This is a genomic window from Streptomyces sp. NPDC046712 (assembly GCF_040645695.1).
Classification (GTDB): domain Bacteria; phylum Actinomycetota; class Actinomycetes; order Streptomycetales; family Streptomycetaceae; genus Streptomyces.
Genome location: NZ_JBEYYW010000023.1, coordinates 63,453 through 89,286, shown reverse-complemented (window position 1 = coordinate 89,286; position 25,834 = coordinate 63,453). Strand labels below are relative to the sequence as shown.

Here is a 25,834-nt window from a genome sequence, read left to right as displayed (position 1 = left end):
TTCGGCAGGGCCCCTGGGGGCACAGCAGGGCCCCGGGACCGGCGCAGTGGGTCCCGGGGCCCGGTCAGAGCCGGCGTGGTGGTGTCACACCCGCCGCAGTACCGCGACGACCTTGCCGAGGATGGTGGCCTCGTCGCCGGGGATCGGCTGGTACGCCGCGTTGTGCGGCAGCAGCCAGACATGGCCGTCCTCGCGCTTGAAGCGCTTGACCGTGGCCTCGCCATCGAGCATGGCCGCCACGATGTCGCCGTTCTCCGCGACCGGCTGACGGCGCACGGTGACCCAGTCGCCGTCGCAGATCGCGGCCTCGATCATCGAGTCTCCGACGACCTTCAGGACGAACAGCTCACCGTCGCCGACCAGCTGCCGGGGGAGCGGGAAGACGTCCTCGACGGACTCCTCGGCGAGGATCGGGCCACCGGCGGCGATCCGGCCGACGAGGGGCACGTACGAGGCGGCGGGCTTGCCGGTGGTGTCCGTGGGCTGCGTGCTGGGCTGGTCGGAGCCGCGTACTTCGTACGCCCGGGGCCGGTGCGGGTCGCGGCGCAGGAAACCCTTACGCTCCAGGGCCATCAGCTGGTGTGCCACGGAGGAGGTGCTGGAGAGGCCCACCGCCTGACCGATCTCGCGCATCGACGGCGGGTAGCCGCGCCGTTGGACCGAGTCCCGGATGACCTCGATCACCCTCCGCTGGCGGTCCGTGAGGCCGGAGCTGTCCGCCCTGATGCCTGGAGGTCGCCCGGGCAACGAGCGCGCAGGTCGGCCTGGCTCCCCGTCTCCGTTCATGGCTGCGTCATTCATGGCATGCACCGGCTCGAGTCGGCCCTGGGAGCGGTCCTGGGCAGTGATGGTGGCACTGTCTGCGGTGGTGGTCACGTCGGCGGCCCCTCTCGAATGGTCTCCCTGGCTGGCACAACGGTAGTGGCTTTCGAAAGGTTGCGCCAAACACACGTTCGAGTGAAAAATCGCAGATTGCCTTACGGGTATGCGCAGGTGGGTGTATACGCACGCCCCGCGTGCGGTGGCAATTCGGTCATTACGGTAGCGTTCGTCGCCGGGCCGCACGGGGTCGGGGGTGCCTTCCCATAGTGACACCCGGGGGGCCGGAATCGGCGGAGCCGCGCGCTTCCCGTACCCTCGTGGCCGGTCGCGGGCGTGCCGCCCGCGCGACACGCGCGAAGTGCCCGAAACGCCACCCAACCCCAGATCTAGTGGTTGGATTGCAACAGCCACCTACAAGTTGTGGTCCCCGGTCCGCCGGGAGTACCCGCATCGCCTATGCTGGTGGTCGCTTCGAGGGGCCTTGACGGGCTCGGCGAGGCTATTCAGTCGTGCCGTGAGGGAGGGTCGGAACCATGCATTGCCCCTTCTGCAGGCACCCCGACAGCCGTGTCGTCGACAGTCGCACCACCGACGACGGGACGTCGATCCGACGCCGCCGCCAGTGCCCCGACTGCTCCCGTCGTTTCACGACGGTGGAGACAGCATCGCTGATGGTGATCAAGCGGTCCGGCGTGACCGAACCCTTCAGTCGTACCAAGGTCATCTCCGGCGTGCGCAAGGCATGCCAGGGACGGCCCGTGACCGAGGACGCCCTCGCCAAGCTCGGCCAGCGGGTCGAGGAGGCGGTGCGCGCCACCGGGAGCGCCGAGCTGACCACCCACGACGTGGGCCTGGCCATCCTCGGCCCGTTGCAGGAGCTCGACCTCGTCGCGTACCTGCGCTTCGCATCCGTTTACAAGGCTTTCGACAGCCTCGACGACTTCGAGGCCGCCATCGCGGAACTTCGCGAGCGGCGGCCTCCCGCGGAGGACTGCGGGACCGGAGTGACCCCCGAGGTCCCCGTTCCCGCCACCGCCGCCGACTGACCGGCGGGCCGGACCGGGGGTCCGGCCGAGGCCGGCCGCGAGCGGCCGAAAAGACGTGTCGAGGGCGCCCCGAACGGTGCTCGCGACAGCAGACAAAGAAGACGGTGCCCTGGGACTATCTGGGCACTACAGGGTGTTTTGCCCGTATATGGGAGGCGGCATGACAGAGACGGCGAGCGGTCCGGCACGAGGTTCCCGCGCCAAGGGAGCCAAGGCGAGCAAGGGCCTGCGTATCGAGCGCATCCACACCACCCCCGGCGTGCATCCGTACGACGAGGTGGTCTGGGAACGCCGTGACGTCGTCATGACCAACTGGCGCGACGGCTCGGTCAACTTCGAGCAGCGTGGCGTCGAGTTCCCCGACTTCTGGTCGGTGAACGCGGTCAACATCGTCACCAGCAAGTACTTCCGCGGGGCCGTCGGCACCCCGCAGCGCGAGACCGGTCTCAAGCAGCTCATCGACCGGATCGTGAAGACCTACACGAAGGCCGGCGAGGAGCACGGCTACTTCGCCTCGCCCGCCGACGCCGAGATCTTCGAGCACGAGCTGGCCTACGCCCTCCTGCACCAGATCTTCAGCTTCAACTCCCCGGTGTGGTTCAACGTCGGTACGCCGCAGCCCCAGCAGGTCTCCGCCTGCTTCATCCTGTCCGTCGACGACTCCATGGAGTCGATCCTCGACTGGTACAAGGAAGAGGGCATGATCTTCAAGGGCGGCTCCGGCGCCGGCCTGAACCTCTCCCGTATCCGCTCCTCCAAGGAGCTGCTCTCCTCCGGCGGCAACGCCTCCGGCCCGGTCTCCTTCATGCGTGGTGCCGACGCCTCCGCAGGAACGATCAAGTCGGGCGGCGCCACCCGTCGCGCGGCCAAGATGGTCATCCTCGACGTCGACCACCCCGACATCGAGGACTTCATCGAGACCAAGGTCAAGGAGGAGGAGAAGATCCGCGCCCTGCGTGACGCGGGCTTCGACATGGACCTGGGCGGCGACGACATCACGTCCGTCCAGTACCAGAACGCCAACAACTCGGTCCGTGTGAACGACACGTTCATGAAGGCGGTCGAGCAGGGTGGCAAGTTCGGCCTGACCTCCCGTATGACGGGCGAGGTCATCGAGGAGGTCGACGCCAAGGCGCTGTTCCGCAAGATGGCCGAGGCCGCCTGGGCCTGCGCCGACCCGGGCATCCAGTACGACGACACGATCAACCACTGGCACACCTGCCCCGAGTCCGGCCGCATCAACGGCTCGAACCCGTGCAGCGAGTACATGCACCTGGACAACACGTCCTGCAACCTCGCCTCGCTGAACCTGATGAAGTTCCTCAAGGACGACGGCAAGGGCAACCAGTCGTTCGATTCCGAGCGCTTCGCCAAGGTCGTCGAGCTGGTCATCACGGCGATGGACATCTCGATCTGCTTCGCCGACTTCCCCACCCAGAAGATCGGCGAGAACACCCGCGCCTTCCGCCAGCTGGGCATCGGTTACGCCAACCTGGGCGCCCTGCTCATGGCCACCGGCCACGCGTACGACTCCGACGGCGGCCGTGCCCTGGCGGGTGCCATCACCTCGCTGATGACCGGCACCTCGTACAAGCGCTCCGCCGAGCTCGCTGCGGTCGTCGGCCCGTACGACGGCTACGCCCGCAACGCCGAGCCGCACCAGCGCGTCATGAAGCAGCACGCCGACGCCAACACCGCGGCCGTCCGCATGGACGACCTCGACTCGCCGATCTGGGCCGCCGCCACGGAGGCCTGGCAGGACGTGATCCGCCTCGGCGCCAAGAACGGCTTCCGCAACGCCCAGGCCTCGGTCATCGCCCCGACCGGCACCATCGGTCTCGCGATGTCCTGCGACACCACCGGCCTCGAGCCCGACCTCGCCCTGGTCAAGTTCAAGAAGCTGGTCGGCGGCGGCTCGATGCAGATCGTCAACGGCACCGTCCCGCAGGCCCTGCGCCGCCTGGGTTACCAGGAGGAGCAGATCGAGGCGATCGTCGCCCACATCGCCGAGCACGGCAACGTGATCGACGCCCCGGGCCTGAAGACCGAGCACTACGAGGTCTTCGACTGCGCCATGGGCGAGCGCTCCATCTCCGCGATGGGCCACGTCCGCATGATGGCCGCCATCCAGCCGTGGATCTCCGGCGCTCTCTCCAAGACCGTGAACCTGCCGGAGACGGCCACGGTCGAGGACGTCGAGGAGGTCTACTTCGAGGCCTGGAAGATGGGCGTCAAGGCGCTCGCCATCTACCGCGACAACTGCAAGGTCGGCCAGCCCCTCTCCGCCAAGAAGAAGGAGGAGGAGAAGGTCGAGGTCACCGCGAAGACCGAGGCGACGATCCGCGAGGCCGTCGAGAAGGTCGTCGAGTACCGCCCGGTGCGCAAGCGCCTCCCCAAGGGCCGCCCGGGGATCACCACCTCCTTCACGGTCGGTGGCGCCGAGGGTTACATGACCGCCAACTCCTACCCGGACGACGGTCTCGGCGAGGTCTTCCTGAAGATGTCCAAGCAGGGTTCGACGCTCGCGGGCATGATGGACGCCTTCTCCATCGCCGTCTCCGTCGGTCTGCAGTACGGCGTCCCGCTGGAGACGTACGTCTCGAAGTTCACCAACATGCGCTTCGAGCCGGCCGGCATGACGGACGACCCGGACGTGCGGATGGCGCAGTCGATCGTCGACTACATCTTCCGCCGCCTGGCGCTGGACTTCCTGCCCTTCGAGACGCGCTCCGCGCTCGGCATCCACTCGGCCGAGGAGCGTCAGCGTCACCTGGAGACGGGCTCCTACGAGCCCACCGACGACGAGGTGGACGTCGAGGGCCTGGCCCAGTCCGCCCCGCGCCAGACCGAGACCCTGAAGGCCGTCGCTCCGCCCGCCAAGGCGGAGATCCCGGCGCCCAAGCAGGCGCACACCTCGGCGGAGCTCGTCGAGATGCAGCTGGGCATCAGCGCGGACGCCCCGCTGTGCTTCTCCTGCGGTACGAAGATGCAGCGGGCGGGCTCCTGCTACATCTGCGAGGGCTGCGGCTCGACCAGCGGCTGCAGCTGAACCGCTGAGCAGTGACTGACGAAGGGGACCGGCCCGTGGCCGGTCCCCTTCGCCGTAGCCGCCGGGAGGCGCGGGACGCTCAGGCGTGCCGGGCACCCATCAGCGTCGCGAAGGTCTGCGGGTCCGCGTCGAACCCACGACGCATCGACCGGTAGGACCATCCCTCCGCGCCGTCCCGGGTGAACTCCACGACCGTCGCGGCCGTGGCCTCGGCGACGTCCCCGAAGTCGTGCGCTGCGAGGTCCGTGTAGCCCTCTCGGACCCGTACGCCGGTGTTCGCGACGTCGCCGAAGGTCAGTCGGCCGCCGCCCTGTTGTATGGCCACGCCCACCACCACGCGCGCGTACCGAGGCGCGAGCCGGTTCAGTTCAAGGATCATGGCCTCGTCGTATCCGAAGCCCTGTCCCGTACGGCTGTCCCGGCTGAGGGTGATCGTGCCGTCGGGGGAGCGGCTGTCGAAGTGCACCAGATAGGCGGGGGATCCATAGGGATCGTCCGTCGTGTACACCCCGGCGATGATGTCCAGGTCGTGCGCCGCGGCGCCGATCGGACTGGGGTCCCACTTGAGCGTCACCTCGACCTTGCCGACCCCCTTGTTGAGTCCGCTCACCGTGAATCCCCTCTCTGTGCGCGACTCGCACCGCTGGACCGGTCAACTGCCCTTGGTCTCGGACAGGTTGTTCATGGTGTCACGTGCGTTCGGTGTTCTGGCGATCATTGTGGTGCTCTCCTCCGTAGTCTCACGGGGGCCCTGTCCTGCGCCGTACGATGGCGCGGTGCTGGTCAAGTGGATTCGCTGCACCGTCGTGGACCGTCGCGGGTTCGAGCGGGGACAGCGGAAATGGGCGGGGTTGCTCGGGGAGCCGGGATTCCGGGGACAGGGCGGTGGATGGAGCCGGGCGCGGCCGGACGTCGCCCATGTCTTCGCCTTCTGGGAGAGCCGTGCGTTCTACGACTCGTTCATGGCGCGCTCGCACGACCGGCTCGCGGCCGCGCAGACGGGCACGTACAAGGACATCCAGGTGAAGCTGTTCGATCACCGCTTCGACGTGAAGACGGGGTTCGAGCCGAAGTTCGCGGATGCCGACGTGGCCCGGGTCGCGCACTGCCGTGTCCACGAGGACCGGGTCGAGCACTTCGCGCTGATGCAGGAGAAGGTGTGGAATCCGGCGATGGCCGGTTCGCCCGGGATGTTGCGCGGCGTGTTCGGCGAGGCGCCCGGGAACGAGTTCGTGGTGCTGTCGATGTGGCGGTCCGCCGCCGAGCACGGCAAATATCGGGTCGAGCGCGTCGAGCGGCTCGGGCTGCGGGCCCAGACGGAGGCCGACGTGGCGGCGCTGACGGGTGACGTGGTGCAGCTCGAGCCGTCCTGGACGGTCTGATCACTCCTCGGCGGCCGGGTCCTGGCCGGTTTCCGGTCGCCGCACGAACGCCCCCGCGGTGACCGCGGCCAGTGTCGCCCCCGCCGCCTGGTCCGCCGTCGCCGTGTCGAGCGGCTCGCGGGTGACGAACAGACGCAGGAACAGCGGCGCGGAGACGGCACGGACGACCGCTCCGGCGTCCGTGCCCGCGGGCACCTCTCCGCGGGCCGATGCCCGCTCGACGACCGCCTCGCAGCGGGTGAAGCGCTCGGTGTAGAAGGCCCGCAGCGCTTCGGCGGCCCGCTCGGACTGGAACGCCGCGCCGACGAAGGCGGTGGGGGCCGCCGCGGCGGCCGGGTCCGCGAAGGCATCGACCACTTCACGCGCGAGCGCCCGCAGGTCGCCGTCCAGGCTTCCGGTGTCGGGTGGCGTCCAGCTGTCGTCGCCCGCGAGGTCGAGGGCGTCCGCGACGAGTCCCTCCAGGCTGCCCCAGCGCCGGTAGAGCGTCGTCTTGTGCACGCCGGAGTGTTCCGCCACGTATTCGACGGTCAGGGCCGGATAGCCGTGCTCGGCCAGGCCCGTCAGGACCGCGTCGCGTACGGCGGCCCGGGTGCGTGCGGTGCGGCCGCCGGGGCGCCGACTGCCGGGCGCGGGCGCCTGCTCACCTTCGATCGATGCATTCAATTGCTACTCCCGTTGCGTTAGTGGATCGAGTGTGCCACACTCTCCGTAACGCCACTCCGGTTGCATTTACTGGTCGGGGTGCGTGCTGCTCTGTGCAGTCCTGATCCGTTCATTCCCGCTCATCACCGGAGGCGCCCTTGCCCACACAGATCTCTCTGCGCGACGTGACCGTGTCCCGCGGCGAACGGCTGCTGCTCGACCGGATCTCGCTCACGGTGCGTCCCGGTGAGCGGATCGGGATCGTGGGGGAGAACGGGGCGGGCAAGACCACCCTGCTCCGCCTGCTCGCCGGGCTCGAAACGCCCGATGAGGGCGAGGTCGTCACCCTGGTCGACGGCGGCACGGGTCTGCTCGCACAGACACCGCGGCTGTCGGGCGACCACACCGTCGCCGACGCCATCGACGACTCCCTTGCGGAGCTCCGGGCCATGGAACGGCGGCTCAGGGAACTCGAAGCGGAGCTCGGCACCGCCGACGGCCGTGCGCTCGACGCCTACGGAGAACTGCTGACCGCCTATGAACTGCGTGGCGGTTACGAAGCGGACGCGCGGGTCGACAAGGCCATGCACGGCCTCGGACTCGCCGCCATCGGCAGGGAGCGCCGGCTGGGCAGCCTGTCGGGCGGCGAGCAGGCCCGGCTGGGCATCGCCTGCGCGGTCGCCGCCGCGCCCGAGGTCCTCCTGCTGGACGAGCCGACCAACCACCTCGACGAACAGGCGCTCGGCTGGCTGGAAGAGGCGCTGCTGGCCCACCGGGGCACCGTCGTGGCCGTCTCCCACGATCGCGTCTTCCTGGAGCGAGTCGCCACCGCGGTGCTGGAAGTCGACGCCGACCGCCGCACGGTCGTCCGGTACGGCGACGGCTACGCCGGATTCCGGGCCGAGCGGGCGGCCGCGCGGCAGCGCTGGGAGCAGGCGTACGAGGAGTGGCGCGAGGAGACGGCGCGGCTCGAGGCGTACGCCATGACCACCGCGCACGGAGTGGCCGCCGGCCGCTCGATCAAGGACAACAACAAGATGGCCTACGACAGGGCCGGCGGCCGGGTCCAGGCATCCGTCTCAGGGCGCGTGCGCAACGCCCAGGAGCGCCTGCGCCGCCTCCGGGCCGAGCCGGTGGCCAGGCCTCCGCGCCCGCTCGCCTTCGCCGCGCGGCCGGTCGCCGGCGACGCCCAGGGGGACCTGGTCGCCCTGACCGGGGTGCGCGTCGCGGACCGGCTGACCGTCGACCATCTGACCGTCCGGGCGGGGGAGAAGCTCCTGGTCCACGGCGGCAACGGCGCGGGCAAGTCCACCCTGCTCCGGGTCATGGCGGGCCTGGTCGAGCCGGAGGCGGGGGAGGTGCGCCGAGGTGGACGCATCGGGTTCCTGGCCCAGGAGATACCGGCCCATCGGCCGACCGAGCGGGTCCTCGCCGCCTTCGGCCGCGGGCTCGCGCTCACCGAGGACGAGCAGGCCGAACTGCTCCTGTCGTACGGACTGTTCCGCCCTGCGGACCTCCTGGTGCCGGTCGGCAGCCTTTCCGCGGGGCAGCGACGCAGGCTCGCCCTCGCCCGCCTGCTGGCCCGGCCGGCGGACCTGCTGCTCCTCGACGAGCCGGCCAACCATCTCGCCCTCGGCCTCGTCGAAGAGCTGGAGGAGGCGCTGGAGCAGTGGGCCGGGGCTCTGGTCGTGGTCTCCCACGACCGGCAGCTGCGCCGCCGCTTCACCGGCCGCATACGCCGGATGGACTCCGGACGCCTCCTCGGCTGAGCCCGTCCGGGGCAAGCGATCTAGGGTCATGGCATGGCACGACCGCGGCGCATCGTTCTCGTACGGCACGGAGAGTCCGTGGGCAATGCCGACGACACGGTGTACGAACGTGAACCGGACCATGCGCTCAGGCTCACCGAGACCGGTCTGCGGCAGGCGGAGGAGACGGGGGGGCGGCTTCGGGAACTGTTCGGCACGGAGCGGGTCAGCGTCTATGTGTCGCCGTACCGCCGCACCCACGAGACGTTCCGGGCCTTCCGGCTCGATCCCGGCCAGGTCCGTGTGCGCGAGGAGCCGCGGCTGCGGGAGCAGGACTGGGGAAACTGGCAGGACAGGGAGGACGTACGGCTGCAGAAGGCGTACCGCGACGCGTACGGGCACTTCTTCTACCGCTTCGCCCAGGGCGAGTCGGGGGCCGACGTCTACGACCGCGTCGGGGCATTCCTGGAGAGTCTGTACCGCAGCTTCGAGGCGCCCGACCACCCGCCGAACGTACTGCTGGTGACCCACGGACTGACCATGCGACTGTTCTGCATGCGCTGGTTCCACTGGACGGTCGCCGAGTTCGAGTCGCTGTCCAATCCGGGCAACGCCGAGACGCGGACCCTTCTGCTGGGCGAGGACGGCCGATACCGCCTGGACCGGCCGTTCGAACGCTGGCGTACCCCCGAACCGTACGGCCACACCGGATAGAGTGGCAGAGCGATGACCGCTGACTCTTCTCTCGACCGGCGCTTCGACCGCGCCCTGGCCAGCCTTCGGGGGCTGGCCGTGGGAGACGCCCTGGGCTCCCAGTACTTCGTCCCCGCCAACTATCCGCTGCTCAAACGACGTGAAGTCCCGTCGGGATCGTGGCAGTGGACCGACGACACCGAGATGGCCTGCTCCGTTCTGGCCGTGCTCGCGCAGCACAACCGGATCGACCAGGACGCGCTCGCGCAGGCGTTCGCCGAGCACCACGACTTCGACCGGGGCTACGGCCCCGCGGTCAACCGGATGCTCCGGCTCATCAGGGAGGGCGGCGACTGGCGGGAGCTGGCTTCCGCGCTCTTCAACGGCCAGGGTTCGTGGGGGAACGGGGCCGCGATGAGGATCGCCCCGCTCGGCGCCTGGTACGCGGACGACCCCGAGCAGGCGACCCATCAGGCCGAGATCTCCGCCTACACGACGCACCAGCACCGCGAGGCCGTGGTCGGCGCGATGGCCGTGGCCGCCGCGGCGGCGCTCGCCGCCGACCCGGCCGGTCCGCCCACACCCACGGACCTCCTGGACGGCGTGATCGCGCTCGTGCCGCGCAGTGCGGTCGGCGCGGGTCTGCGCCGGGCCCGGGACATGCTCGACTACGGCGACCCGGCGACGGTGGCCGCGGTCCTGGGCAGCGGGCGTCGTACCAGCGCGCACGACACCGTTCCGTACGCGCTCTGGTCGGCGGCCCGCGGTTTGGGCGACTTCGAGCAGGTCTTCTGGACGACCGCACAGGTGGGCGGCGACGTCGACACCACCTGTGCGATCGCGGGCGGTGTGGTGGCCTCCGCCACGACCGGAGCGCCTCCCACCGCCTGGCTGGACCAGACGGAGGAGCTGCCGGACTGGCTCCCGGCCGCCGTGAGCCCCTGACGCCGACGCGCCGGAGGGCGGGGCGACTGTCACGGTCCTGCCACAGCGCCGACCGGTCGGGACCGAATGCCCGGGGGCACGGTTAGAGTCGGCCACTCCCGAGCGCTGATCATGAAGAGAAGGCGCCGACGAGACACCCGGACGCAGCCCTCCGCCGTCATGGCCCCGTGTGCGGACCGGGTCGGGAGGGGGTCCCGTGTCCGACACACCGTCCGCACCACCACCGAAGGACAGCACGCCGTCCCAGCCGGAGCCCGCCGCGCCGGCGACGCCGCCCGGTGCCGTTCCACCCGTGCCGCCACAGCACCGGGCCATGGCGTCCACCGGGTGGCCGGGAGGGCAGAGACCCCACCATCCCTGGGGGCCACCGACGCCTCCGAGCGACAGCTGGCTCACCCGACTGCGCCCCGCCGCACCCGCCCGGGCCACCACTGCGACCCTCATCGCCATCGCGGCCACCGCGTTCCTCAGCGCGCTGCTGCTCGGTGACGGCATCGGCCTCAATCTGATGCTCGTGGCCGCCCCCGCGGTGCTCGCCGCGTCCTTCGCCGCGCGGACGGCGGGCCGCCGCCTTCGCCCCTGGACACTGGTCTGGGCGATCGGGGGACTCGCCCTCCTCGGTGTACCCGCCCTACGGGATGCCGGCTGGCCGACGTTCCTGGCGATCGTCTCCGCCCTGGTACTGACCGCCTTCGCCCTGCACGGCGGCAGGGGCTGGCCGAGCATGCTGTTCGGACCCCTCGGCCTGATCGACTCACTGGGCCCTGGCACCACCTGGGCCTGGCGAGGACTGCGCGACCGGGCCGACGGTTCTCGCGGCCGATGGGGCCCGATCGTGCGTACGGTCGGGGTGGCCGTCGCCCTGCTCGTCGTCTTCGGCGCTCTGTTCGCGGGCGCCGACGCGGCCTTCGCCGATCTCCTCGGCTCGCTCATCCCCGACTTCTCGCCGGCCCAGGTGCCGGTGCGGCTCTCGTTCTTCCTGCTCGGTCTGTTCGGCGCGATCTCCCTCGCCCGTACGGCTGCCGCACCGCTGCGCTGGGACCGCATGGTCATCCGTCCGGGCCGAGCGCGGGCACGGCTGGAGTGGGCCGCTCCGCTCATCGTCCTGAACCTTCTCTTCGCGGCCTTCAACGCGGTCCAACTCACGGTTCTCTTCGGCGGATACGACAAGGTGCTCGAAGAGACCGGCCTGACCTACTCCGCGTACGCTCGCCAGGGCTTCTGGCAGCTTCTGACGGCCACCCTGCTCACCCTCGTGGTGATTGGGCTCGCCCTGCGGTGGGCACCGCGCGCGGAGCCACGCGACCGGACGCTCGTGCGCGCCGTGCTCGGCACCCTGTGTGTCCTCACGCTGGTCGTGGTCGCCTCGGCGCTGCGCAGGATGGACCTGTACGTGGACGCGTACGGGCTCACCCGGCTGCGTATCTCGGTGGCCGCGATGGAGATCTGGCTGGGCCTGGTCATCCTGTTGATCATGGCCGCTGGGGTCTTCGGCGCGCGCCTGCTGCCCCGAGCGGTGGCCGCGAGCGCCGCAGCGGCCGTGCTGGCCTTCGGTCTGGCCTCGCCCGACGCGATCGTCGCCGAGCGCAACGTCGAGCGGTACGACCGCCTCGGAAAGATCGATGTGCCCTACCTCGAAGGGCTCTCGGCCGATGCCGTGCCCGCGCTCGACCGGCTGCCCGAGCCGCAACGTTCCTGCGCGCTGATGGACATCGAGCGGCGGCTGCGTCTCGACGACGGAGGGTGGTTCGCCACCAGCTGGTCGGAGGCGAGGGCGCGCTCGATCCTGGCGGAGCGCGGGATCGAGCGGTCCCGCGTGGGCTGCGGCGGGCCGAGCAGGGAAGAGGAGTACGACCCGGACGCGGACGGCGATCCGTACGCCCCCTGAGTACGTCCGCACGCCCCCTGAGTCCGATCGTCGCCTTCACTCTGGAACCCTCGCGCCCCTGCCCTTCCTCCGCTCGCCGGGGGAAGGGCAGGGAGGTCCGGCGAACCTCTAGGCGGCCGGGCCCGCGGCCTCGGCCTTGCCGCTGAGCGACTCCAGATCGCTCTTGCGCACCCGGATCACCGCCACCGCAGTGATCAGCGCGAGGGCCACCATGCCGACGGCCGCCGTGAAGGCGGTCGAGATTCCGGAGGTCAGTACTTCGTGACCCCACGGAGCCGGCAGCTCCTTCGTTGTCGCGAATGCCGCCTTCTGCTCCGCCGTCGCGGTGGCGAGGAAGGACGGCACCTGCTTCTCGGCCTCGCTGCGACCGGCCGTGCCGAACACCGTGACCAGGATGGACAGCCCCAGCGAACCGCCCACCTGCTGCGTCGCGTTGAGCAGCCCGGAGGCCGCACCCGCCTCGTGCTGCGCCACGCCGGAGACGGCGGTCAGCGTGAGCGTCACGAAGTTCAGGCCCATGCCGAAGCCGAACAGCACCATCGGGCCGAGGACACCACTGACGTACGAACTGTCGGGCGTGATGAACGTCTGCCAGAACAGTCCGACACCGGTGAGCGCGGAGCCCGCCACCATGAAGGGCTTCGGACCGAGGACCGGCAGCAGGCGCTGGGAAAGCCCCGCACCCGTCACGATCGCGACCGTCACCGGGAGGAACGCGAGCCCGGACCGGATCGGGCTGTAGCCCAGGACGTTCTGCACGAAGAGGACGATGAAGAAGAACATCCCGAACATGGCGGCGGCCAGGCTGAGCATGATGACGTACGTGCCCGATCGGTTGCGGTCGGCGAACATCCGCAGCGGAGTGATCGGTTCCCGCGCCCTCGACTCGACCACCGCGAAGGCGGCGAGCAGGATCACCGCCGCGACGAAGGAGCCGATCGTGAGCGGGTCACGCCAGCCCTCCTCGGACGCCCGGATGAAGCCGTACACCAGCGAGGCCATGCCCAGCGTCGAGGTCAGGGCGCCCGCGATGTCGAACCGGCCGGGGTGCCGCTCGGACTCCTTGATGTAGCGCGGCGTCAGGAAGGCGATGAGCAGGCCGATGGGTACGTTCACGAACAGGACCCAGCGCCAGTCGAGCCACTCGGTGAGCATGCCGCCGGCCAGCAGGCCGATCGCGCCGCCACCCGCGGACACGGCGGCAAAGACGCCGAACGCCCGGTTCCGCTCCGGGCCTTCGGGGAACGTCGTGGTGATCAGCGCGAGCGAGGTCGGCGAGGCGATCGCGCCGCCGACACCCTGGAGCGCGCGTGCGGCGAGGAGGTGCCAGGGCTCCTGGGCGAATCCGCCGAGCAGCGAGGCGAAGGTGAAGAGCAGGATGCCGGACAGGAAGACGCGGCGGCGGCCCAGGATGTCGCCGGCCCTGCCGCCGAGCAGGAGAAGGCCGCCGAAGGTCAGCGTGTAGGCACTGAGCACCCATGAGAGGTCGGTGGTGGAGAAGGAGAGCGCGTCCTGGATGTGCGGCAGCGCGATGTTCACGATCGTGGCGTCGAGGACGACCATCAGCTGGCAGGCGGCGATGACGGTGAGGGCGATTCCGGGTCGCCCCTGTCGGGCCGAGCCCGGCGTGGTCCGCGTGTCCACTGGAGATGTTGTCACTATGGATCCCCCCACGGAAGAATTAGTGAACGCACCCGTTCACTGTCTTCAACGGTAGTGAGTCCCCCTCAGTGAACGCAACCGTTCACTGGGTACTGCCGAGATGTCCGCTCCGTCTCAAGGAAGAGTCCCTGATGGTTACTTCGCGCTCCGCGGCCGCCGCTCGGCCGCAGGGGGTGTCGCTGCGACGCCGTGGTCCGGTACTGGAACGAGCGATTCTGGAGGCCGCGCTCGATCAGCTGAGTACGGTCGGCTGGAGCGGTCTGACCATGGAGGGTGTCGCGGTCGGGGCGCAGACGGGCAAGGCCGCGGTCTACCGGCGCTGGCCGTCGAAGGAGGATCTGGTCGCCGACGCGCTCCAGGCCGGACTGCCGACGCTCGACGAGGCACCCGACCACGGGAGCGTCCGCGAAGATCTCTATCAATTGTGCCGGCGCATCCGGGAGGCGATGTACTCGAAGCCCGGGTTCGCTCTGCGATCGGTGATTCACGAATGCGACAGCGAGACGGCGGAACGCTTCCACGGACTGATCGTGACCGGAGTGATCGAACCCTCCACCCGGCTCTTCCGCGAGGTGGTGCAGCGCGGGATCCGGCGTGGTGACGTGCGTGCCGACGCCACGGGTGACCTGCTCTTCGACGTCATCCCGGCGATGATGATGTACCGCTCGAAGATGTGCGCCAGCGAATGGACGGACGCCGAGATCGCCGCGATGATCGATCAGATCATGGTGCCTCTGCTCCGCTCCCCGAGGCCGTGAACCGCCTCCCCGTCGGCGGCTTCGGACATCCGATGGGAATCCGGGTATCGCGGGCGGCGCCCATCGGCGTAACCTGTCTGGCGCCATGCCGTACGAACCACCCACCCACAGCGTCGAGCGATCGCTCCGAGCCACCACCGGTGTCAAGATCGTTGCCGGGGTCGACGAGGTCGGACGCGGGGCATGGGCCGGTCCGGTCACGGTCTGCGCGGCCATCACGGGCCTGCGACGACCCCCCGAGGGGCTCACCGACTCCAAGCTGATCACCCCCAAGCGCCGCACCGCCCTGGCCGCGGAACTGGAGAAGTGGGTCACCGCCTACGCGCTCGGGCACTCCTCTCCCCAGGAGATCGACGAGCTCGGCATGACCGCGGCGCTCCGGCTGGCAGCCGTGCGCGCTCTGGAAGCCCTGCCCGTACGCCCGGAGGCCGTGATACTCGACGGCAAGCACGACTACCTCGGCAGCCCCTGGAAGGTCCGTACGGTGATCAAGGGCGACCAGTCCTGCATCGCCGTGGCGGCGGCCTCGGTCATCGCCAAGGTGCGGCGCGACGCGATGATGGCCGAGCTGGAGAGCGCGGCCCAGGAGTGCTCGGCCTACGGCTTCGGCGCCAACGCGGGCTACCCTTCGCCGGTCCACAAGGCGGCTCTGGCGGAGCGGGGGCCCACCCCGTACCACCGGCTCTCCTGGTCCTATCTCGACGCGCTGCCCCAGTGGCGGCATCTCAAGAAGGTCCGCATCTCCGCCGAGGCGGTCGCACTGGAAAGCGGGGGCCAGCTCGGCTTCGACTTCTGAACTCCCCGGCAGAGCCCACTCGGCAGCCGGGTCGCACGATTGTGCCCACCCGCCGGAGCCTCGCGCACCGGCGTTTGATAGACATCCACCCATGCCTCTCATCCCCGAGGAGCCTCAGATTCACGAGAGTGCCCAGGGTCCCCGCGCCACGGCCGCCGGCCACCCCGCGCCGACCCCTCGTCCCGTACCCGGTCCACGCTCCGCGACCTCGCCGCGTCCAGGGCGTCCCGGCCCCGCACCGGCCAGGCCCGCCCCGCCGGCGCAGCGCCCGCACCCCGGTGCCGGGCAGTCCGCGTCGCCCCGTCCGGAGAATCGTTCCGGACAGCGGTCCGGCCCGCAGATCCAGCTGATCCCCGCCCCGGTCGACGGCGCGCTCGACGCCGCCGAAGAGGCCGTCGATCTGCTCCTGGAGACCGGCCGCCCGCCCGGCGACATCCTCGTCCTCACCACCGGTGAGCAGCACCCGTGGGCGGCGCACGAGCTGTCCTTCGGCGATGCCGCCTACTGGGCCCAGCAGGACGCCCGCGACGACGTGTTCTTCGCGGACGCCTCCGCCGTGGAGCGGGCCGCCACGCGGCCCGTGGTCGTCGTGGCGGTCAACGGCGGAGCCGATGACGCCGCCGCACGGGCCCTGCCCCTGGCGATGGGACGTGCGACCGCGCTGCTCATCGTCTGCGGTGACCCGCAGCGCATCAACGCCGTGCTCGGCGCGGGAGTCTGAGGCGGCGTAACGTCTCGCGGTCCTGACCCGGCTGCCCCGTGGGGGCGGCCGGGCCGTGGTCCCGCGGGCCCCGCGCACCGGCGTGCCCGCGTCAGCGTGCCGCCGTCCGACGCAGCGGCTCGGCGGCGCCGCCCGCCGTACGCGGAGTCAGGACGCCCAGTTCGGAGGCGACGTCACCGAGGGCTGTCGGGCGCGAATCGGAGCTGGGATGCCGACCGCCCCGGCCCTCGCCGAGCACCTGCCAACCGCCGCGGGTCAGCGTGATGTACGCGCCGCAGCGCAGCCCGTGGAGCGTGCAGGCATCTCGCAGCCCCCACATCCAGGCACCGTCCTCCTCCGTCCATCGCTCGTCGCCCTCACGGCAGTAGAGCAGGACGGCCGTTCGCACGGGGGCCCTGCGCCGCAGGTCGTGCGGGATGACACGGCGCAGATGCGCCAGGAGCGCGTTGCGGAACTCCCAGCCGTCCGCGGGGACGGAGCGCCGCGTGAACGACGCGCTGGCGGCGAGCCGTTCCTCGTGGTCGAGCACGGCGACGACGGCGGTCGCCGGCGTCGGCCGATGGCGGGTGTGCAGACCGCTGACGACCTCACGAGGGTTGCGGAGCAACGGAATTCCGGCCGCGGCCCACTCGGAAGGTTCCAGCATCCGGGCGAGGCGGCTGGCGGACTCGGACGGCGAGTTGATCGAGGTGGCTGCGGACGGAGCGAATCCGAAGGTCACGGTCCTCCCTTCGGATACGCGCCCGCTGAGCGGGCAGGGTCGAGTGAGGGCGCACCACGGCACAGTCCTTCCGGACCGCGTACAGGGCCGTGCGGGGCGGGTTCCCAATTCTTGCGGGCCTGTGCGCGGGCGGCAACGAGCAATTGAGGCCGCTGACTGGAATGAGCCGGTATGACACTCATATCCCTGCCCAGCCACCTACTGTTCACTCCCCGTTTCACCCCTGGACGGCAAGCACCAGCGGAAACACCCCCTCCGCTCCCGCCCGGCGCAGCAGCCGCGCCGACACGGCCAGGGTCCAGCCACTGTCCGACAGGTCGTCCACCAGCAGCACCGGACCGCCGGCCGAGGCCAGCCGCTCGGCCAGCGCGGGGGGAACCGTCAGCGCCTGATGGAGCCCCACCACCCGCTGCGCGCTGTTCGTCCGGGAGATCCGCAGCTCCTCCGCCTCCGGCACGTACTCGACGGACCCCAGCAGCGGCATCCGGCCGATCTCCGCGATCCGCCGGCCGAGCGAGCCCACAAGCTGCGGCCTGTTGCGCGAGGCGACCGTCACCACACCGGCGGGCCGGGCAGCAGCGTCCGGCGCGCCGGACGCCCAACCCCCGGGCCCCTTGGCCCAGTCGGCGAGCACGCGCACCACCGCCTGCACCACATCGTCCGGAACCGGACCGTCAGGCGCCCGCTCCGACAGCATCGGACGCAGCCGATTGCCCCAGCCGATGTCCGACAGCCGCCCCAGCGCCCGGCCGCCGAAGGACTGCTCGCCCGCCGGGATACGACCCTTCAGATCGACACCGACCGCAGTGAGTCCGGTCGGCCACATCTTGCGCGGCTCCACCTCCACGCCCGGCCGTCCCAGCTCACCCTTGGCGGCGTCGAGCGCCGCATCGCTCACCTTCGGGTCGAACCGGGACCCCGAGCAGTTGTCGCAGCGACCGCACGGAGTGGCCTCCTCGTCGTCCAACTGCCGTCGCAGGAACTCCATCCGACAGCCCGTCGCCGCCGCGTACTCACGCATCGCCTGCTGCTCTGCCGCCCGCTGCCGTGCCACCCAGGCATACCGCTCGGAGTCGTACACCCACGGCTGTCCCGTGCTGGTCCAGCCGCCCTTCACCCGGTGCACGGCTCCGTCCACGTCCAGCACCTTGAGCATCGTCTCCAGCCGCGTCCGCCGCAGCTCGACCAGCGGCTCCAGAGCGGGCAGGGAGAGCGGGCGGTCCGCATGCGCCAGCACGTCCAGGGTGCGGCGCACCTGCTCCTCGGGCGGGAAGGCGACCGACGCGAAGTACTGCCAGATCGCCTCGTCCTCCTTGCCCGGCAGCAGCAGCACCTCCGCGTGCTCCACCCCACGCCCGGCGCGGCCCACCTGCTGGTAGTAAGCGATAGGGGAGGACGGCGAACCGAGGTGCACCACGAAGCCCAGGTCCGGCTTGTCGAACCCCATGCCCAGGGCCGATGTCGCCACCAGCGCCTTGACCCGGTTCGCCAGCAGGTCCTCCTCCGCCTGCTGCCGGTCCGCGTTCTCCGTGCGGCCCGTGTACGAGGAGACGGTGTGCCCACACTGGCGGAGGTAGGCGGTGACCTCTTCGGCTGCCGCGACCGTGAGCGTGTAGATGATCCCGGACCCGGGAAGCTCGCCGAGATGGTCGGCCAGCCAGGCCAGCCGGTGCGCGGCGTCGGGCAGTTGGACGACACCGAGGCTCAAACTCTCCCGGTCGAGCGGGCCACGCAGCACCAGCGCGTCCGTCCCCGCGCCCGTACCGAGCTGCTCGGCGACGTCCGCCGTCACCCGGGCGTTGGCCGTCGCCGTCGTGGCGAGCACCGGGACGCCGGCGGGCAGCTCCGCCAGCATCGTGCGCAGACGGCGGTAGTCGGGCCGGAAGTCGTGGCCCCAGTCGGAGATGCAGTGCGCCTCGTCGACCACGAGCAGACCGGTGGCGGCCGCGAGCCGGGGAAGGACCTCGTCGCGGAAGTCGGGGTTGTTGAGCCGCTCGGGACTGACCAGCAGCACATCCACCTCGCCCGCGGCCACCTCCTGCTGGACTGTCTCCCACTCCTCCGTGTTCGACGAGTTGATCGTGCGGGCACGGATACCGGCACGGGCCGCCGCCTCCACCTGGTTGCGCATCAGCGCGAGCAGGGGGGAGACGATCACCGTGGGACCGCTGCCGGCCTCGCGCAGGAGTGACGTGGCCACGAAATACACCGCGGACTTGCCCCACCCGGTCCGCTGGACCACCAGCGCCCGTCGCTTGTCCGCGACGAGCGCCTCGATGGCCCGCCACTGGTCCTCCCGCAGTCTCGCCGTGCCGGTCGGGTCCCCCACGAGGCGGGCGAGTACGGCATCGGCGGTGGCTCGGAGGTCCGCGCGGTCGGCGAGTCGGTCTGCGTTGGTCATGCCCCCATGCAACCCGATGGGTCGGACATTGCGCGAACGAGCCGCGAAACCTGTGGACAACCCGCGGGCGAGGCTCCGGCCGAGTTATCCACAGGGGTTTCGGTGCCGGGGCCGGGCGCGAGACCGTCGTGACCATGAACACGAACCCGCACGAATCCCGTGGACCGGCCGAATCGCAGCAGATCACCCTGCGCGGCCCCGCCGAACTGGCCGACGCACTCCCCTTCATGCTGGGCTTCCATCCCACCGATTCCGTCGTCCTCGTTGCCCTCCACGGCGAGCACGGCCGCTTCGGGGGCCGGGTCAGGCTCGGCATCCCGCGCTCGGCGAAGGAGTGGCCCGCCACCGCGGAGCACCTCGCCGAGTGCCTCGTCGAAGGCTGCGCCCGGCGCGGCACCCACCCGGACGGCATCGTCGTCTTCCTCTGCCAGGACCCCGAGCCCGGCGAGACCGGCCGCCGGGTGATGGAGCGGCTGCGCCCCTTCGCCCAGCGGCTGCGCACGGCCTGCGGCGAGCTCGACATCCCCGTCTACGAAGTCATCTGCATCTCCGACGGTCTCTACTTCTCGTACGTCTGTCCCGACACCCGCTGCTGCCCGCCCGACGGCACCCCGCTCGCCCTGAGCGGTACGTCGGTGATGGCGGCGTCGGCCGCCTACGCCGGAATCCAGGTACGGGGATCCCTGCGCGACATGCAGGCGCGTCTCAAGCCACGCGCATCCTGCGACGGGTCCGACGAGTCGCAGCGCAAGGCCCTGAACGAGGCCGCCGCGGTGATCGTCCCCAAGATCCTCGAAGACCCGCCGGGCGTGGGCCGGGAGGGCGTCAGGGAGAAGACGCTGAAGCTCGCCCGCGAGGTGCTGAGGCGGTTCGACGGTCCGTCCACCGTGCCGGAAACACCAGTACGGACGTCCGCGGCGGAACGGGTACGAGGCCTGGGAACGGCGGAGCGGGACGCGGCCGACGACGCGCTGATCGATGCCGACGAGGCCGCGGCCCTGATCCTCGGGCTCCAGGACCGTGACACCCGGGACCGGGCGGCCGAATGGATGGAAGGGCCCGAGGGCGCGGCGGCCCTGCGGCTGTGGCGGGTACTGGCCCGGCGCTGCGTCGCACCCTTCGACGAGCACGCGGCGGCGCCGCTCACCCTCGCCGGCTGGGTGGCCTGGTCCACCGGGGACGAACCGGCCGCCCGGGTCGCCCTGGGCCTCGCGCTGGACGCCGACCCGGACTACGTCTTCGCCCGACTGCTGCACCAGGCCTGCAACGAGGGGCTCGACCCCGAATCGCTGCGCAGCTGCCTTCGGCACGAACGAGGATCGAGGACGGCCGCGGCCATCGAGACCCGCGCCGGGACACGTCGGGCCGCGCCCCGGGGAGCCCACCCGCGGACGGGCAGGAAGGGCGGCCCGACCGCCGGCACCCGCCCCGGCAAGGCCGCGCCGAAGCCATCGCGCGGCGCCCCGGCCCGGCGACCCGGACAGCGGGGGACGAGGAGCGGGCGATGACGCCCGTGACCAGGCCGCCCGTGTCGGCGTTCAGCTCTGTGGCGGAGCCCCACGACCCGTCCCGCCGACCACTCACCGGCAGTCCGGATCGCACAGAGAGCGCCGCACACCACCCATGGCCACCAGTTCCGCCCCGGCCCCCGGACGCCCGGCCGGGCCCGCGACCCTCGCCGGTCTCACGCTCCCGGGCGGCCCACGGCCGGGCGACCTGCCTTCGGTGCACAACGCGCTCATCTGCGTCGCCCTGCCCGCCCTCGCCATCTGCGCCGACCATGGCCAGCTCACCGGCCGCGGCCTCGAAGGGGTCTACCTGTCCGGACGGAGACTGCTCGCCCGCTGCGTGCTGCGGGTGGCGGGACGCGAGCCCCTCGCACTCCAGGGGAGGCTCGCCGCCGCCGACCGGGCCGTGTTCCTCGGCGCCGTACGTACTCCGGGAGACAACGGACCCGACCCAGGGGTCACCGTCGAGCGCTCGCGCGCTGCCGACGGAACCGAGCGGATCACCCTGCGCAGCTCGGCCGGCCGGCCGTTGCGACTCCCGGTGGAGATCGCTCTGGGGACGGATCTCGCGGATCTGGGGGCGGTCGCGTCCGGGCAACCCGGGCCCGAGATCTTCCCCAGCGTCCACGGCACCGGAATGCGCTGGACGGCGGACGACGGCCGGTACGCGGCCGTCACCGCGGACCCGCCGCCGATGGACGCGCTGGCCGCCGCCGGGCTCCTGCGGTGGGAGGTCGAGTTGGCCCCCGGCGCCGCCGGCACCATCGAACTCAGGGTGCGCGGGGACCGGACGCCCCGGCCTGTCCCACCCTCGGCGGGCACCGGGCGGCCCGGCGGGGCCGTCCTCGCCGAAGCCCGTGCCGAGGGCGACGACCCGCGGATCGGGGAGCTCCTGCGCACGGCCGTCGACGATCTGCGGGCCCTCCTCCAGCGCGACCCCGCGCACCCGGCGGACGTCCATCTCGCCGCCGGAGTCCCCTGGCGCTGCGGACCCGTCACCGCCGAGGCGCTCTGGGCCGCCCGTATGGCCCTGCCACTCGGCACACGGCTCGCCGTCAGCACGCTCCGAACCCTGGCCCGTACTCAGATCAGCGGTCCCGGCCCGGCGGCCGGGCGCATCTCCGGCACGCTCAGGGACGCCGGGCCCTACCTGCCGCCCCGCTGCACCGGGATCGAGGCCACCCTGGCCTTCCCCGCGGTCCTGGCCGAGGCCAGACGCTGGGGGCTGCCCGAACAGGACATCGAGGAACTGCTTCCCGCTGCGGAACGGTGTCTGCGGTGGCTGCGCGCCGCCGCCGACCCGCACGGGTTCGTACCGGACCCGGGACCCGCCGGTCCCTGGCGCGCCGAGACTCAGGCCCATGCCCACCGCGCTGCCGTGCTCGGCGCCGACCTCCTCGACGCCTGCGGCCGGCCGGGCGGGGACGACTGGCGGGAGTGGGCAGGCACCCTCCGCGCCCGCTTCCGCACGGAGTTCTGGCTCGACGACCGGTCCGGCGGCAGACCCGCCGCCGCGCGCGTGCCGGGCGGTCGGCCGTGGACCCAGCTCGGAGGGTGGGCGGCACACCTCCTCGACACCGGCCTCCTGGGCGGCGGCCGGTACGCACCCGGCCTGCTGGACAGGGCCGAGACCGAACAGCTGGCCCGGTTGCTCGGCACCCCGGCACTGGACTCAGGCTGGGGGCTGCGCAGTCTCGGCGCCAAGGAACCGGGCCACAACCCCTTCGGTCACCGGGCCGGAGCGGTGCGGGTCCACGAAACGGCGGTCGCCGTGGGTGGGCTCGCGGCGGCGGGATACGAGCGGGAGGCCGCCTCCCTGCTCCGTGGCGTCCTCGACGCGGCGGAGGCGTTCGGTCATCGCCTGCCGGAGATGTACGCGGGAGACCAGCGCACCGCCGGTGGAGTTCCGGTTCCGCACCCGGCGGCCTGCCGACCGGCCGCCGTGGCCGCGGCCGCCGGAGTCCACCTCCTGGCGACCCTCGCCGGGATCCGGCCCGACGCACCGGGCCGGACCGTGGCCCTGCACCCCGTCCGATCGGCCCCGCTCGGTGCGGTGCGGCTGTCGGGGTTGCGGGTCGCCGCGGAGCCGTTCGCCGTGCGGGTCAGCCGGCTCGGACTCGGCATGGTCGAGGAGGCCGCCGACGGCCTCCAGCTGGGGGGCTGAATCATGCGGGTCGGCAGCGCGAGGGAAGCGGCGCGGGAGGAAGAACAAGTCGTCGTCGATGCAGTGGAGGGGAGTGTTTATCGTCAGGAAGACGACTATGATCGCGGCATGCCTCCCTACGACCCGTCGGCCTTCCCGCCCTTTGCCGTCACCGTCGACCTGGTCGTGCTCACCGTGCGGCAGCACGCGCTGTGCGCCCTGGTCGTGAGACGGGGAGAAGCTCCGTTCCAGGGCCGATGGGCGCTGCCCGGCGGATTCGTCCGAGCCGACGAGGACCTCGGCGCCGCTGCGGCGCGCGAGTTGGTGGAGGAGACCGGACTCTGCGTCCACGACCCGGGCGCCCTGTCGCCCATGCCGAGCAACGGCGCCCACCTCGAGCAGCTGGCGACCTACGGGGACCCGCAGCGCGACCCTCGGATGAGGGTGGTCAGCGTCGCCCACCTCGCGCTCGCCCCGGACCTGCCGGCGCCGCGCGCGGGCGGTGACGCCAACAGCGCCCGCTGGGCCCCGGTCGAGGAGTTGCTCGGCAAGGACGGCTCCGTCGAGCGCGAGGAGGGGCAGGGGGAGCCGCTCGCGTTCGATCACGCCCAGATCCTCGCCGACGGGGTGGAGCGGGCCCGTTCCAAGATCGAGTACTCCTCGCTGGCCACCGCCTTCTGTCCGCCGGAGTTCACGGTCGGCGAGCTCAGAAGGGTGTACGAAGCCGTGTGGGGTGTCGCGCTCGACCCGCGCAACTTCCACCGGAAGGTGACCGGTACCCCTGGTTTCCTGGTCCCCGCCGGCGGCACCACCACGCGCCAGGGCGGGCGTCCCGCACAGCTCTTCCGAGCAGGTGGGGCGACGCTGCTCAACCCGCCCATGCTGCGCCCCGAGGTCTGACCGGCGCGCTCCGGGGCGACCCGGGGCCCCAACCCTGCGCCAAAAGTCCGAAATGTAGCGTTATCTTGCTTCGACAGCCGCCCTGCCGCGGAGCGGTGTCACCTACCGCGAGAGAAGCGATGCTCCAGGCCATCGGACTCACCAGCAGCCCCCGCCGCGACCTCCCGCCCGCCGTGGACGATCTCACCTTCGAGGCCCGGCCGGGTCAGGTCACCGCCCTTCTGGGCCCCACCGGTTCCGGCAAGACCACCGCCGTGCGGCTGATGCTCGAACTCGAGCCCGGCCGCGGCGTCACGTACTTCCGCGGCCGTCCCCTCCACCGCATCGCGCAGCCCGCCGGCGAGGTCGGGGTGCTTCTGGGCGACGTCCCGGGACATCCCTCGCGCACCATGCGCAGCCAGTTGCGGATGCTCTGCGCGGCGACCGGGGTTCCCGCATCCAGGGCCGACGAGATGATCCGGGCCGTAGGACTCACCGGCCTCCACGACCAGCGCATCGGCACCCTGCCCCGTGCGATGGACCGCCGACTCGGCCTCGCCTCGGCCCTGTTGGCCGATCCGCACACGCTTCTGCTCGACGAGCCGGGGGCCGGCCTCTCGGCACGCGAGAACGCCTGGCTGCATGAACTCCTGCGTGCCCATGCCGTGGAGGGCGGCACCGTCCTCTACACCACCGACGACCCCAAGGACGCGGCCCGCAACGCCGACCGCGTCGTCACCGTCGCCGACGGCCGGCTCGTCGCCGAGCAGGAGGTCGCCGACTTCGCCCGTACTCGACTGCGTCCCCGGGTCGTCGTACGCACGCCCCATGCCGCGCGGCTCGCCGCAGCCGTCACGCAGGAGGCGCGCGCCGCACGCCGTCACGTCGAGGTGATCACCGAGAGGGGCAATCGGCTGTCCGTCTACGGCAGCGACTGCGCCGCGATCGGCGAGACGGCGTACCGGCACGGGGTGCTCATCCACCAACTGTCCGACGAGGTGGGCGACGCGGGCCCGCGCGCATCCTCCGAAGCCGCCGGGTCCACGCCTGTGGACGGCCGCGCCCCCGCCTCCGAAGGCACTGATGCCGTTCACAAGCCCGAGCCCGAGCCTGGGCGCGAGCCGCCGTCGGAGCGACGGCCTGCCCGTTCGCCGCTCCGCCCGCTCCGGTACGAGATCCGCAGGCTGCTCGGCGTTCCGGCCACCCCGCTCGTCGCGGCAGCGGTCCTGGTCGCCTCCGTCGTGATCTCGGTGGTGCTGGCGCGCAGTGGCCGGACGCCCCTGCCCACGGTCCTCGCGGGCTGGCCCGGCCTCTCGCCGCTGCCGCCCGCCGCCATCGGGGCAGGGCTGCTCGGCGCCTTCTCGTTCGCGGACGAGTACCGCTACCCGGCGCTGACAACCGGCCGTGGCGCCGTGCCGCGCCGCCTCGGGCTGCTCCTCGCCAAGCTCACGATCGCGGCCGCAGTGGCCCTGGTCCTGGCGGTGCTCGTCGTGGCCGCCGACCTGCAGACTCTTCGCCTCGTCTACGGCGGCGAGTTGATCGCCGTACCGGAAAACTGGCCGACCCTCTGTGCGAGTTGGCTCGGGCTGATCGTCGGCTGCGCGTGGGCCGGGGTGCTCGGGGCCGGGGTCTTCCGGGTCGCCGCGGCGGGCTTGGCGGCGGTCCTCGCGGTGCCGGTGGCCCTCGCGCCCCTGCTGCAGCTGGCCACATCCGGACCCGCGGGCCGCCAGATCGCCGGGCTCCCCGCCCGGCTGCGGGAACTCCTCAGCATGGAGTGGCCGGTGGCGGCCGACCGCTGGCTGATGGGGGCGCTGCGGGTGGTCGTCCAGCCCGTGGGGGTGGCGCTGGCGCTGTCGTTGACCGCCCTGCTCTGCGCCTATCTGTTCACCGGTCTTCGCCGCAAAGCGCGTTGGTGATCATTTCCTGATCGAGAGCTTCCGTTTCCCCGGTAACTCCCTTGAAAATCGCCAGTTATGTCCGATTAATCGTCAATTGTGTAGCGGGTGCCGATCACCCTTTCGTGTGCTTTT

Annotated in this window: 20 protein-coding genes; 14 read left to right on the top strand and 6 right to left on the bottom strand. The window is 71.5% G+C overall.

Annotated elements, in window-relative coordinates; translation table 11 throughout:
• Positions 1-84: 84 nt before the first annotated feature.
• Complete coding sequence (lexA, locus tag ABZ939_RS26805; RefSeq protein ID WP_315893389.1) at positions 85-876, bottom strand: transcriptional repressor LexA; 792 nt, start codon at positions 874-876, stop codon at positions 85-87.
• Positions 877-1,355: 479 nt separating this feature from the next.
• Here lexA and nrdR point away from each other — a divergent pair, with 479 nt between their 5' ends.
• Together nrdR and ABZ939_RS26795 are read left to right on the top strand one after the other, a co-directional pair.
• Positions 1,356-1,868, top strand: a complete 513-nt coding sequence (nrdR, locus tag ABZ939_RS26800) for a transcriptional regulator NrdR (protein ID WP_361860181.1) — start codon at positions 1,356-1,358, stop codon at positions 1,866-1,868.
• 160 nt (positions 1,869-2,028) lie between these two features.
• Positions 2,029-4,917 carry a vitamin B12-dependent ribonucleotide reductase gene (locus ABZ939_RS26795; RefSeq protein ID WP_361860178.1) on the top strand — a complete coding sequence of 963 codons (2,889 nt, stop codon included), beginning with the start codon at positions 2,029-2,031 and terminating at the stop codon, positions 4,915-4,917.
• A gap of 79 nt (positions 4,918-4,996) precedes the next feature.
• Here the strand turns inward: ABZ939_RS26795 and ABZ939_RS26790 are convergent, their stop codons facing one another.
• Complete coding sequence (locus ABZ939_RS26790; RefSeq protein ID WP_361860175.1) at positions 4,997-5,527, bottom strand: TerD family protein; 531 nt, start codon at positions 5,525-5,527, stop codon at positions 4,997-4,999.
• 166 nt (positions 5,528-5,693) lie between these two features.
• Between ABZ939_RS26790 and ABZ939_RS26785 the strand changes: the two genes are divergently transcribed.
• Positions 5,694-6,299: a YdbC family protein gene (locus tag ABZ939_RS26785; RefSeq protein WP_361860173.1), complete on the top strand. Its 606-nt coding sequence runs from the start codon at positions 5,694-5,696 to the stop codon at positions 6,297-6,299.
• Here the strand turns inward: ABZ939_RS26785 and ABZ939_RS26780 are convergent, their stop codons facing one another.
• Positions 6,300-6,962, bottom strand: a complete 663-nt coding sequence (locus ABZ939_RS26780; protein WP_361860170.1) for a TetR/AcrR family transcriptional regulator — start codon at positions 6,960-6,962, stop codon at positions 6,300-6,302.
• A gap of 137 nt (positions 6,963-7,099) precedes the next feature.
• On the opposite strand from ABZ939_RS26780, the gene ABZ939_RS26775 reads away from it, so the two are divergent.
• The 4 genes from ABZ939_RS26775 to ABZ939_RS26760 all read left to right on the top strand — a co-directional run bounded on the left by ABZ939_RS26775 (position 7,100) and on the right by ABZ939_RS26760 (position 12,215).
• Positions 7,100-8,710: an ABC-F family ATP-binding cassette domain-containing protein gene (locus ABZ939_RS26775; protein WP_361860167.1), complete on the top strand. Its 1,611-nt coding sequence runs from the start codon at positions 7,100-7,102 to the stop codon at positions 8,708-8,710.
• Between the two features lie 33 nt (positions 8,711-8,743).
• Positions 8,744-9,403: a histidine phosphatase family protein gene (locus tag ABZ939_RS26770; RefSeq protein WP_361860164.1), complete on the top strand. Its 660-nt coding sequence runs from the start codon at positions 8,744-8,746 to the stop codon at positions 9,401-9,403.
• Between the two features lie 12 nt (positions 9,404-9,415).
• Positions 9,416-10,327, top strand: a complete 912-nt coding sequence (locus tag ABZ939_RS26765) for an ADP-ribosylglycohydrolase family protein (RefSeq protein WP_361860161.1) — start codon at positions 9,416-9,418, stop codon at positions 10,325-10,327.
• Positions 10,328-10,523: 196 nt separating this feature from the next.
• Positions 10,524-12,215: a DUF4173 domain-containing protein gene (locus ABZ939_RS26760; RefSeq protein ID WP_361860158.1), complete on the top strand. Its 1,692-nt coding sequence runs from the start codon at positions 10,524-10,526 to the stop codon at positions 12,213-12,215.
• 108 nt (positions 12,216-12,323) lie between these two features.
• On the opposite strand, the gene ABZ939_RS26755 is transcribed toward ABZ939_RS26760, so the two are convergent.
• A complete protein-coding gene (locus ABZ939_RS26755) occupies positions 12,324-13,874 on the bottom strand; it encodes an MFS transporter (protein WP_361860155.1) in 1,551 nt (516 codons plus the stop codon).
• A 134-nt stretch (positions 13,875-14,008) separates the two neighbouring features.
• On the opposite strand from ABZ939_RS26755, the gene ABZ939_RS26750 reads away from it, so the two are divergent.
• The 3 genes from ABZ939_RS26750 (at position 14,009) to ABZ939_RS26740 (ending at position 16,152) form a co-directional block, all read left to right on the top strand.
• Positions 14,009-14,635 (top strand): TetR/AcrR family transcriptional regulator, encoded by a 627-nt coding sequence (locus ABZ939_RS26750; RefSeq protein ID WP_361860152.1) that lies wholly within the window; start codon positions 14,009-14,011, stop codon positions 14,633-14,635.
• A gap of 85 nt (positions 14,636-14,720) precedes the next feature.
• Positions 14,721-15,431 carry a ribonuclease HII gene (locus ABZ939_RS26745; protein WP_361860149.1) on the top strand — a complete coding sequence of 237 codons (711 nt, stop codon included), beginning with the start codon at positions 14,721-14,723 and terminating at the stop codon, positions 15,429-15,431.
• Positions 15,432-15,522: 91 nt separating this feature from the next.
• The gene (locus ABZ939_RS26740; protein ID WP_361860146.1) at positions 15,523-16,152 is read left to right on the top strand and encodes a hypothetical protein; all 630 of its coding nucleotides are present in this window, start codon (positions 15,523-15,525) and stop codon (positions 16,150-16,152) included.
• A 91-nt stretch (positions 16,153-16,243) separates the two neighbouring features.
• Here the strand turns inward: ABZ939_RS26740 and ABZ939_RS26735 are convergent, their stop codons facing one another.
• Complete coding sequence (locus ABZ939_RS26735; RefSeq protein ID WP_361860143.1) at positions 16,244-16,873, bottom strand: hypothetical protein; 630 nt, start codon at positions 16,871-16,873, stop codon at positions 16,244-16,246.
• Positions 16,874-17,090: 217 nt separating this feature from the next.
• Complete coding sequence (locus tag ABZ939_RS26730) at positions 17,091-19,274, bottom strand: RecQ family ATP-dependent DNA helicase (protein WP_361860140.1); 2,184 nt, start codon at positions 19,272-19,274, stop codon at positions 17,091-17,093.
• A gap of 134 nt (positions 19,275-19,408) precedes the next feature.
• Here ABZ939_RS26730 and ABZ939_RS26725 point away from each other — a divergent pair, with 134 nt between their 5' ends.
• From ABZ939_RS26725 to ABZ939_RS26710, 4 genes are all read left to right on the top strand, one after another.
• Positions 19,409-20,782, top strand: a complete 1,374-nt coding sequence (locus ABZ939_RS26725) for a DUF4192 domain-containing protein (protein ID WP_361860137.1) — start codon at positions 19,409-19,411, stop codon at positions 20,780-20,782.
• A gap of 115 nt (positions 20,783-20,897) precedes the next feature.
• Positions 20,898-22,946, top strand: a complete 2,049-nt coding sequence (locus tag ABZ939_RS26720) for a glycogen debranching N-terminal domain-containing protein (protein WP_361860135.1) — start codon at positions 20,898-20,900, stop codon at positions 22,944-22,946.
• Between the two features lie 108 nt (positions 22,947-23,054).
• Entirely contained in the window at positions 23,055-23,825 is a 771-nt protein-coding gene (locus tag ABZ939_RS26715; protein ID WP_361860132.1) for an NUDIX domain-containing protein, read from the top strand.
• 119 nt (positions 23,826-23,944) lie between these two features.
• The gene (locus tag ABZ939_RS26710; RefSeq protein ID WP_361860129.1) at positions 23,945-25,720 is read left to right on the top strand and encodes an ABC transporter ATP-binding protein; all 1,776 of its coding nucleotides are present in this window, start codon (positions 23,945-23,947) and stop codon (positions 25,718-25,720) included.
• Positions 25,721-25,834 lie beyond the last annotated feature (114 nt).

Excerpts from the sequence above, each read along its gene's own strand:
- ABZ939_RS26750 (WP_361860152.1), top strand. The coding sequence starts at position 14,009 with ATGGTTACTTCGCGCTCCGCGGCCGCCGCTCGGCCGCAGGGGGTGTCG.
- ABZ939_RS26710 (WP_361860129.1), top strand. The coding sequence starts at position 23,945 with ATGCTCCAGGCCATCGGACTCACCAGCAGCCCCCGCCGCGACCTCCCG.
- ABZ939_RS26795 (WP_361860178.1), top strand. The coding sequence starts at position 2,029 with ATGACAGAGACGGCGAGCGGTCCGGCACGAGGTTCCCGCGCCAAGGGA.
- ABZ939_RS26765 (WP_361860161.1), top strand. The coding sequence starts at position 9,416 with ATGACCGCTGACTCTTCTCTCGACCGGCGCTTCGACCGCGCCCTGGCC.
- ABZ939_RS26740 (WP_361860146.1), top strand. The coding sequence starts at position 15,523 with ATGCCTCTCATCCCCGAGGAGCCTCAGATTCACGAGAGTGCCCAGGGT.
- ABZ939_RS26745 (WP_361860149.1), top strand. The coding sequence starts at position 14,721 with ATGCCGTACGAACCACCCACCCACAGCGTCGAGCGATCGCTCCGAGCC.
- nrdR (WP_361860181.1), top strand. The coding sequence starts at position 1,356 with ATGCATTGCCCCTTCTGCAGGCACCCCGACAGCCGTGTCGTCGACAGT.
- ABZ939_RS26720 (WP_361860135.1), top strand. The coding sequence starts at position 20,898 with ATGGCCACCAGTTCCGCCCCGGCCCCCGGACGCCCGGCCGGGCCCGCG.
- ABZ939_RS26715 (WP_361860132.1), top strand. The coding sequence starts at position 23,055 with ATGCCTCCCTACGACCCGTCGGCCTTCCCGCCCTTTGCCGTCACCGTC.
- ABZ939_RS26730 (WP_361860140.1), bottom strand. The coding sequence starts at position 19,274 with ATGACCAACGCAGACCGACTCGCCGACCGCGCGGACCTCCGAGCCACC.
- ABZ939_RS26770 (WP_361860164.1), top strand. The coding sequence starts at position 8,744 with ATGGCACGACCGCGGCGCATCGTTCTCGTACGGCACGGAGAGTCCGTG.
- ABZ939_RS26725 (WP_361860137.1), top strand. The coding sequence starts at position 19,409 with ATGAACACGAACCCGCACGAATCCCGTGGACCGGCCGAATCGCAGCAG.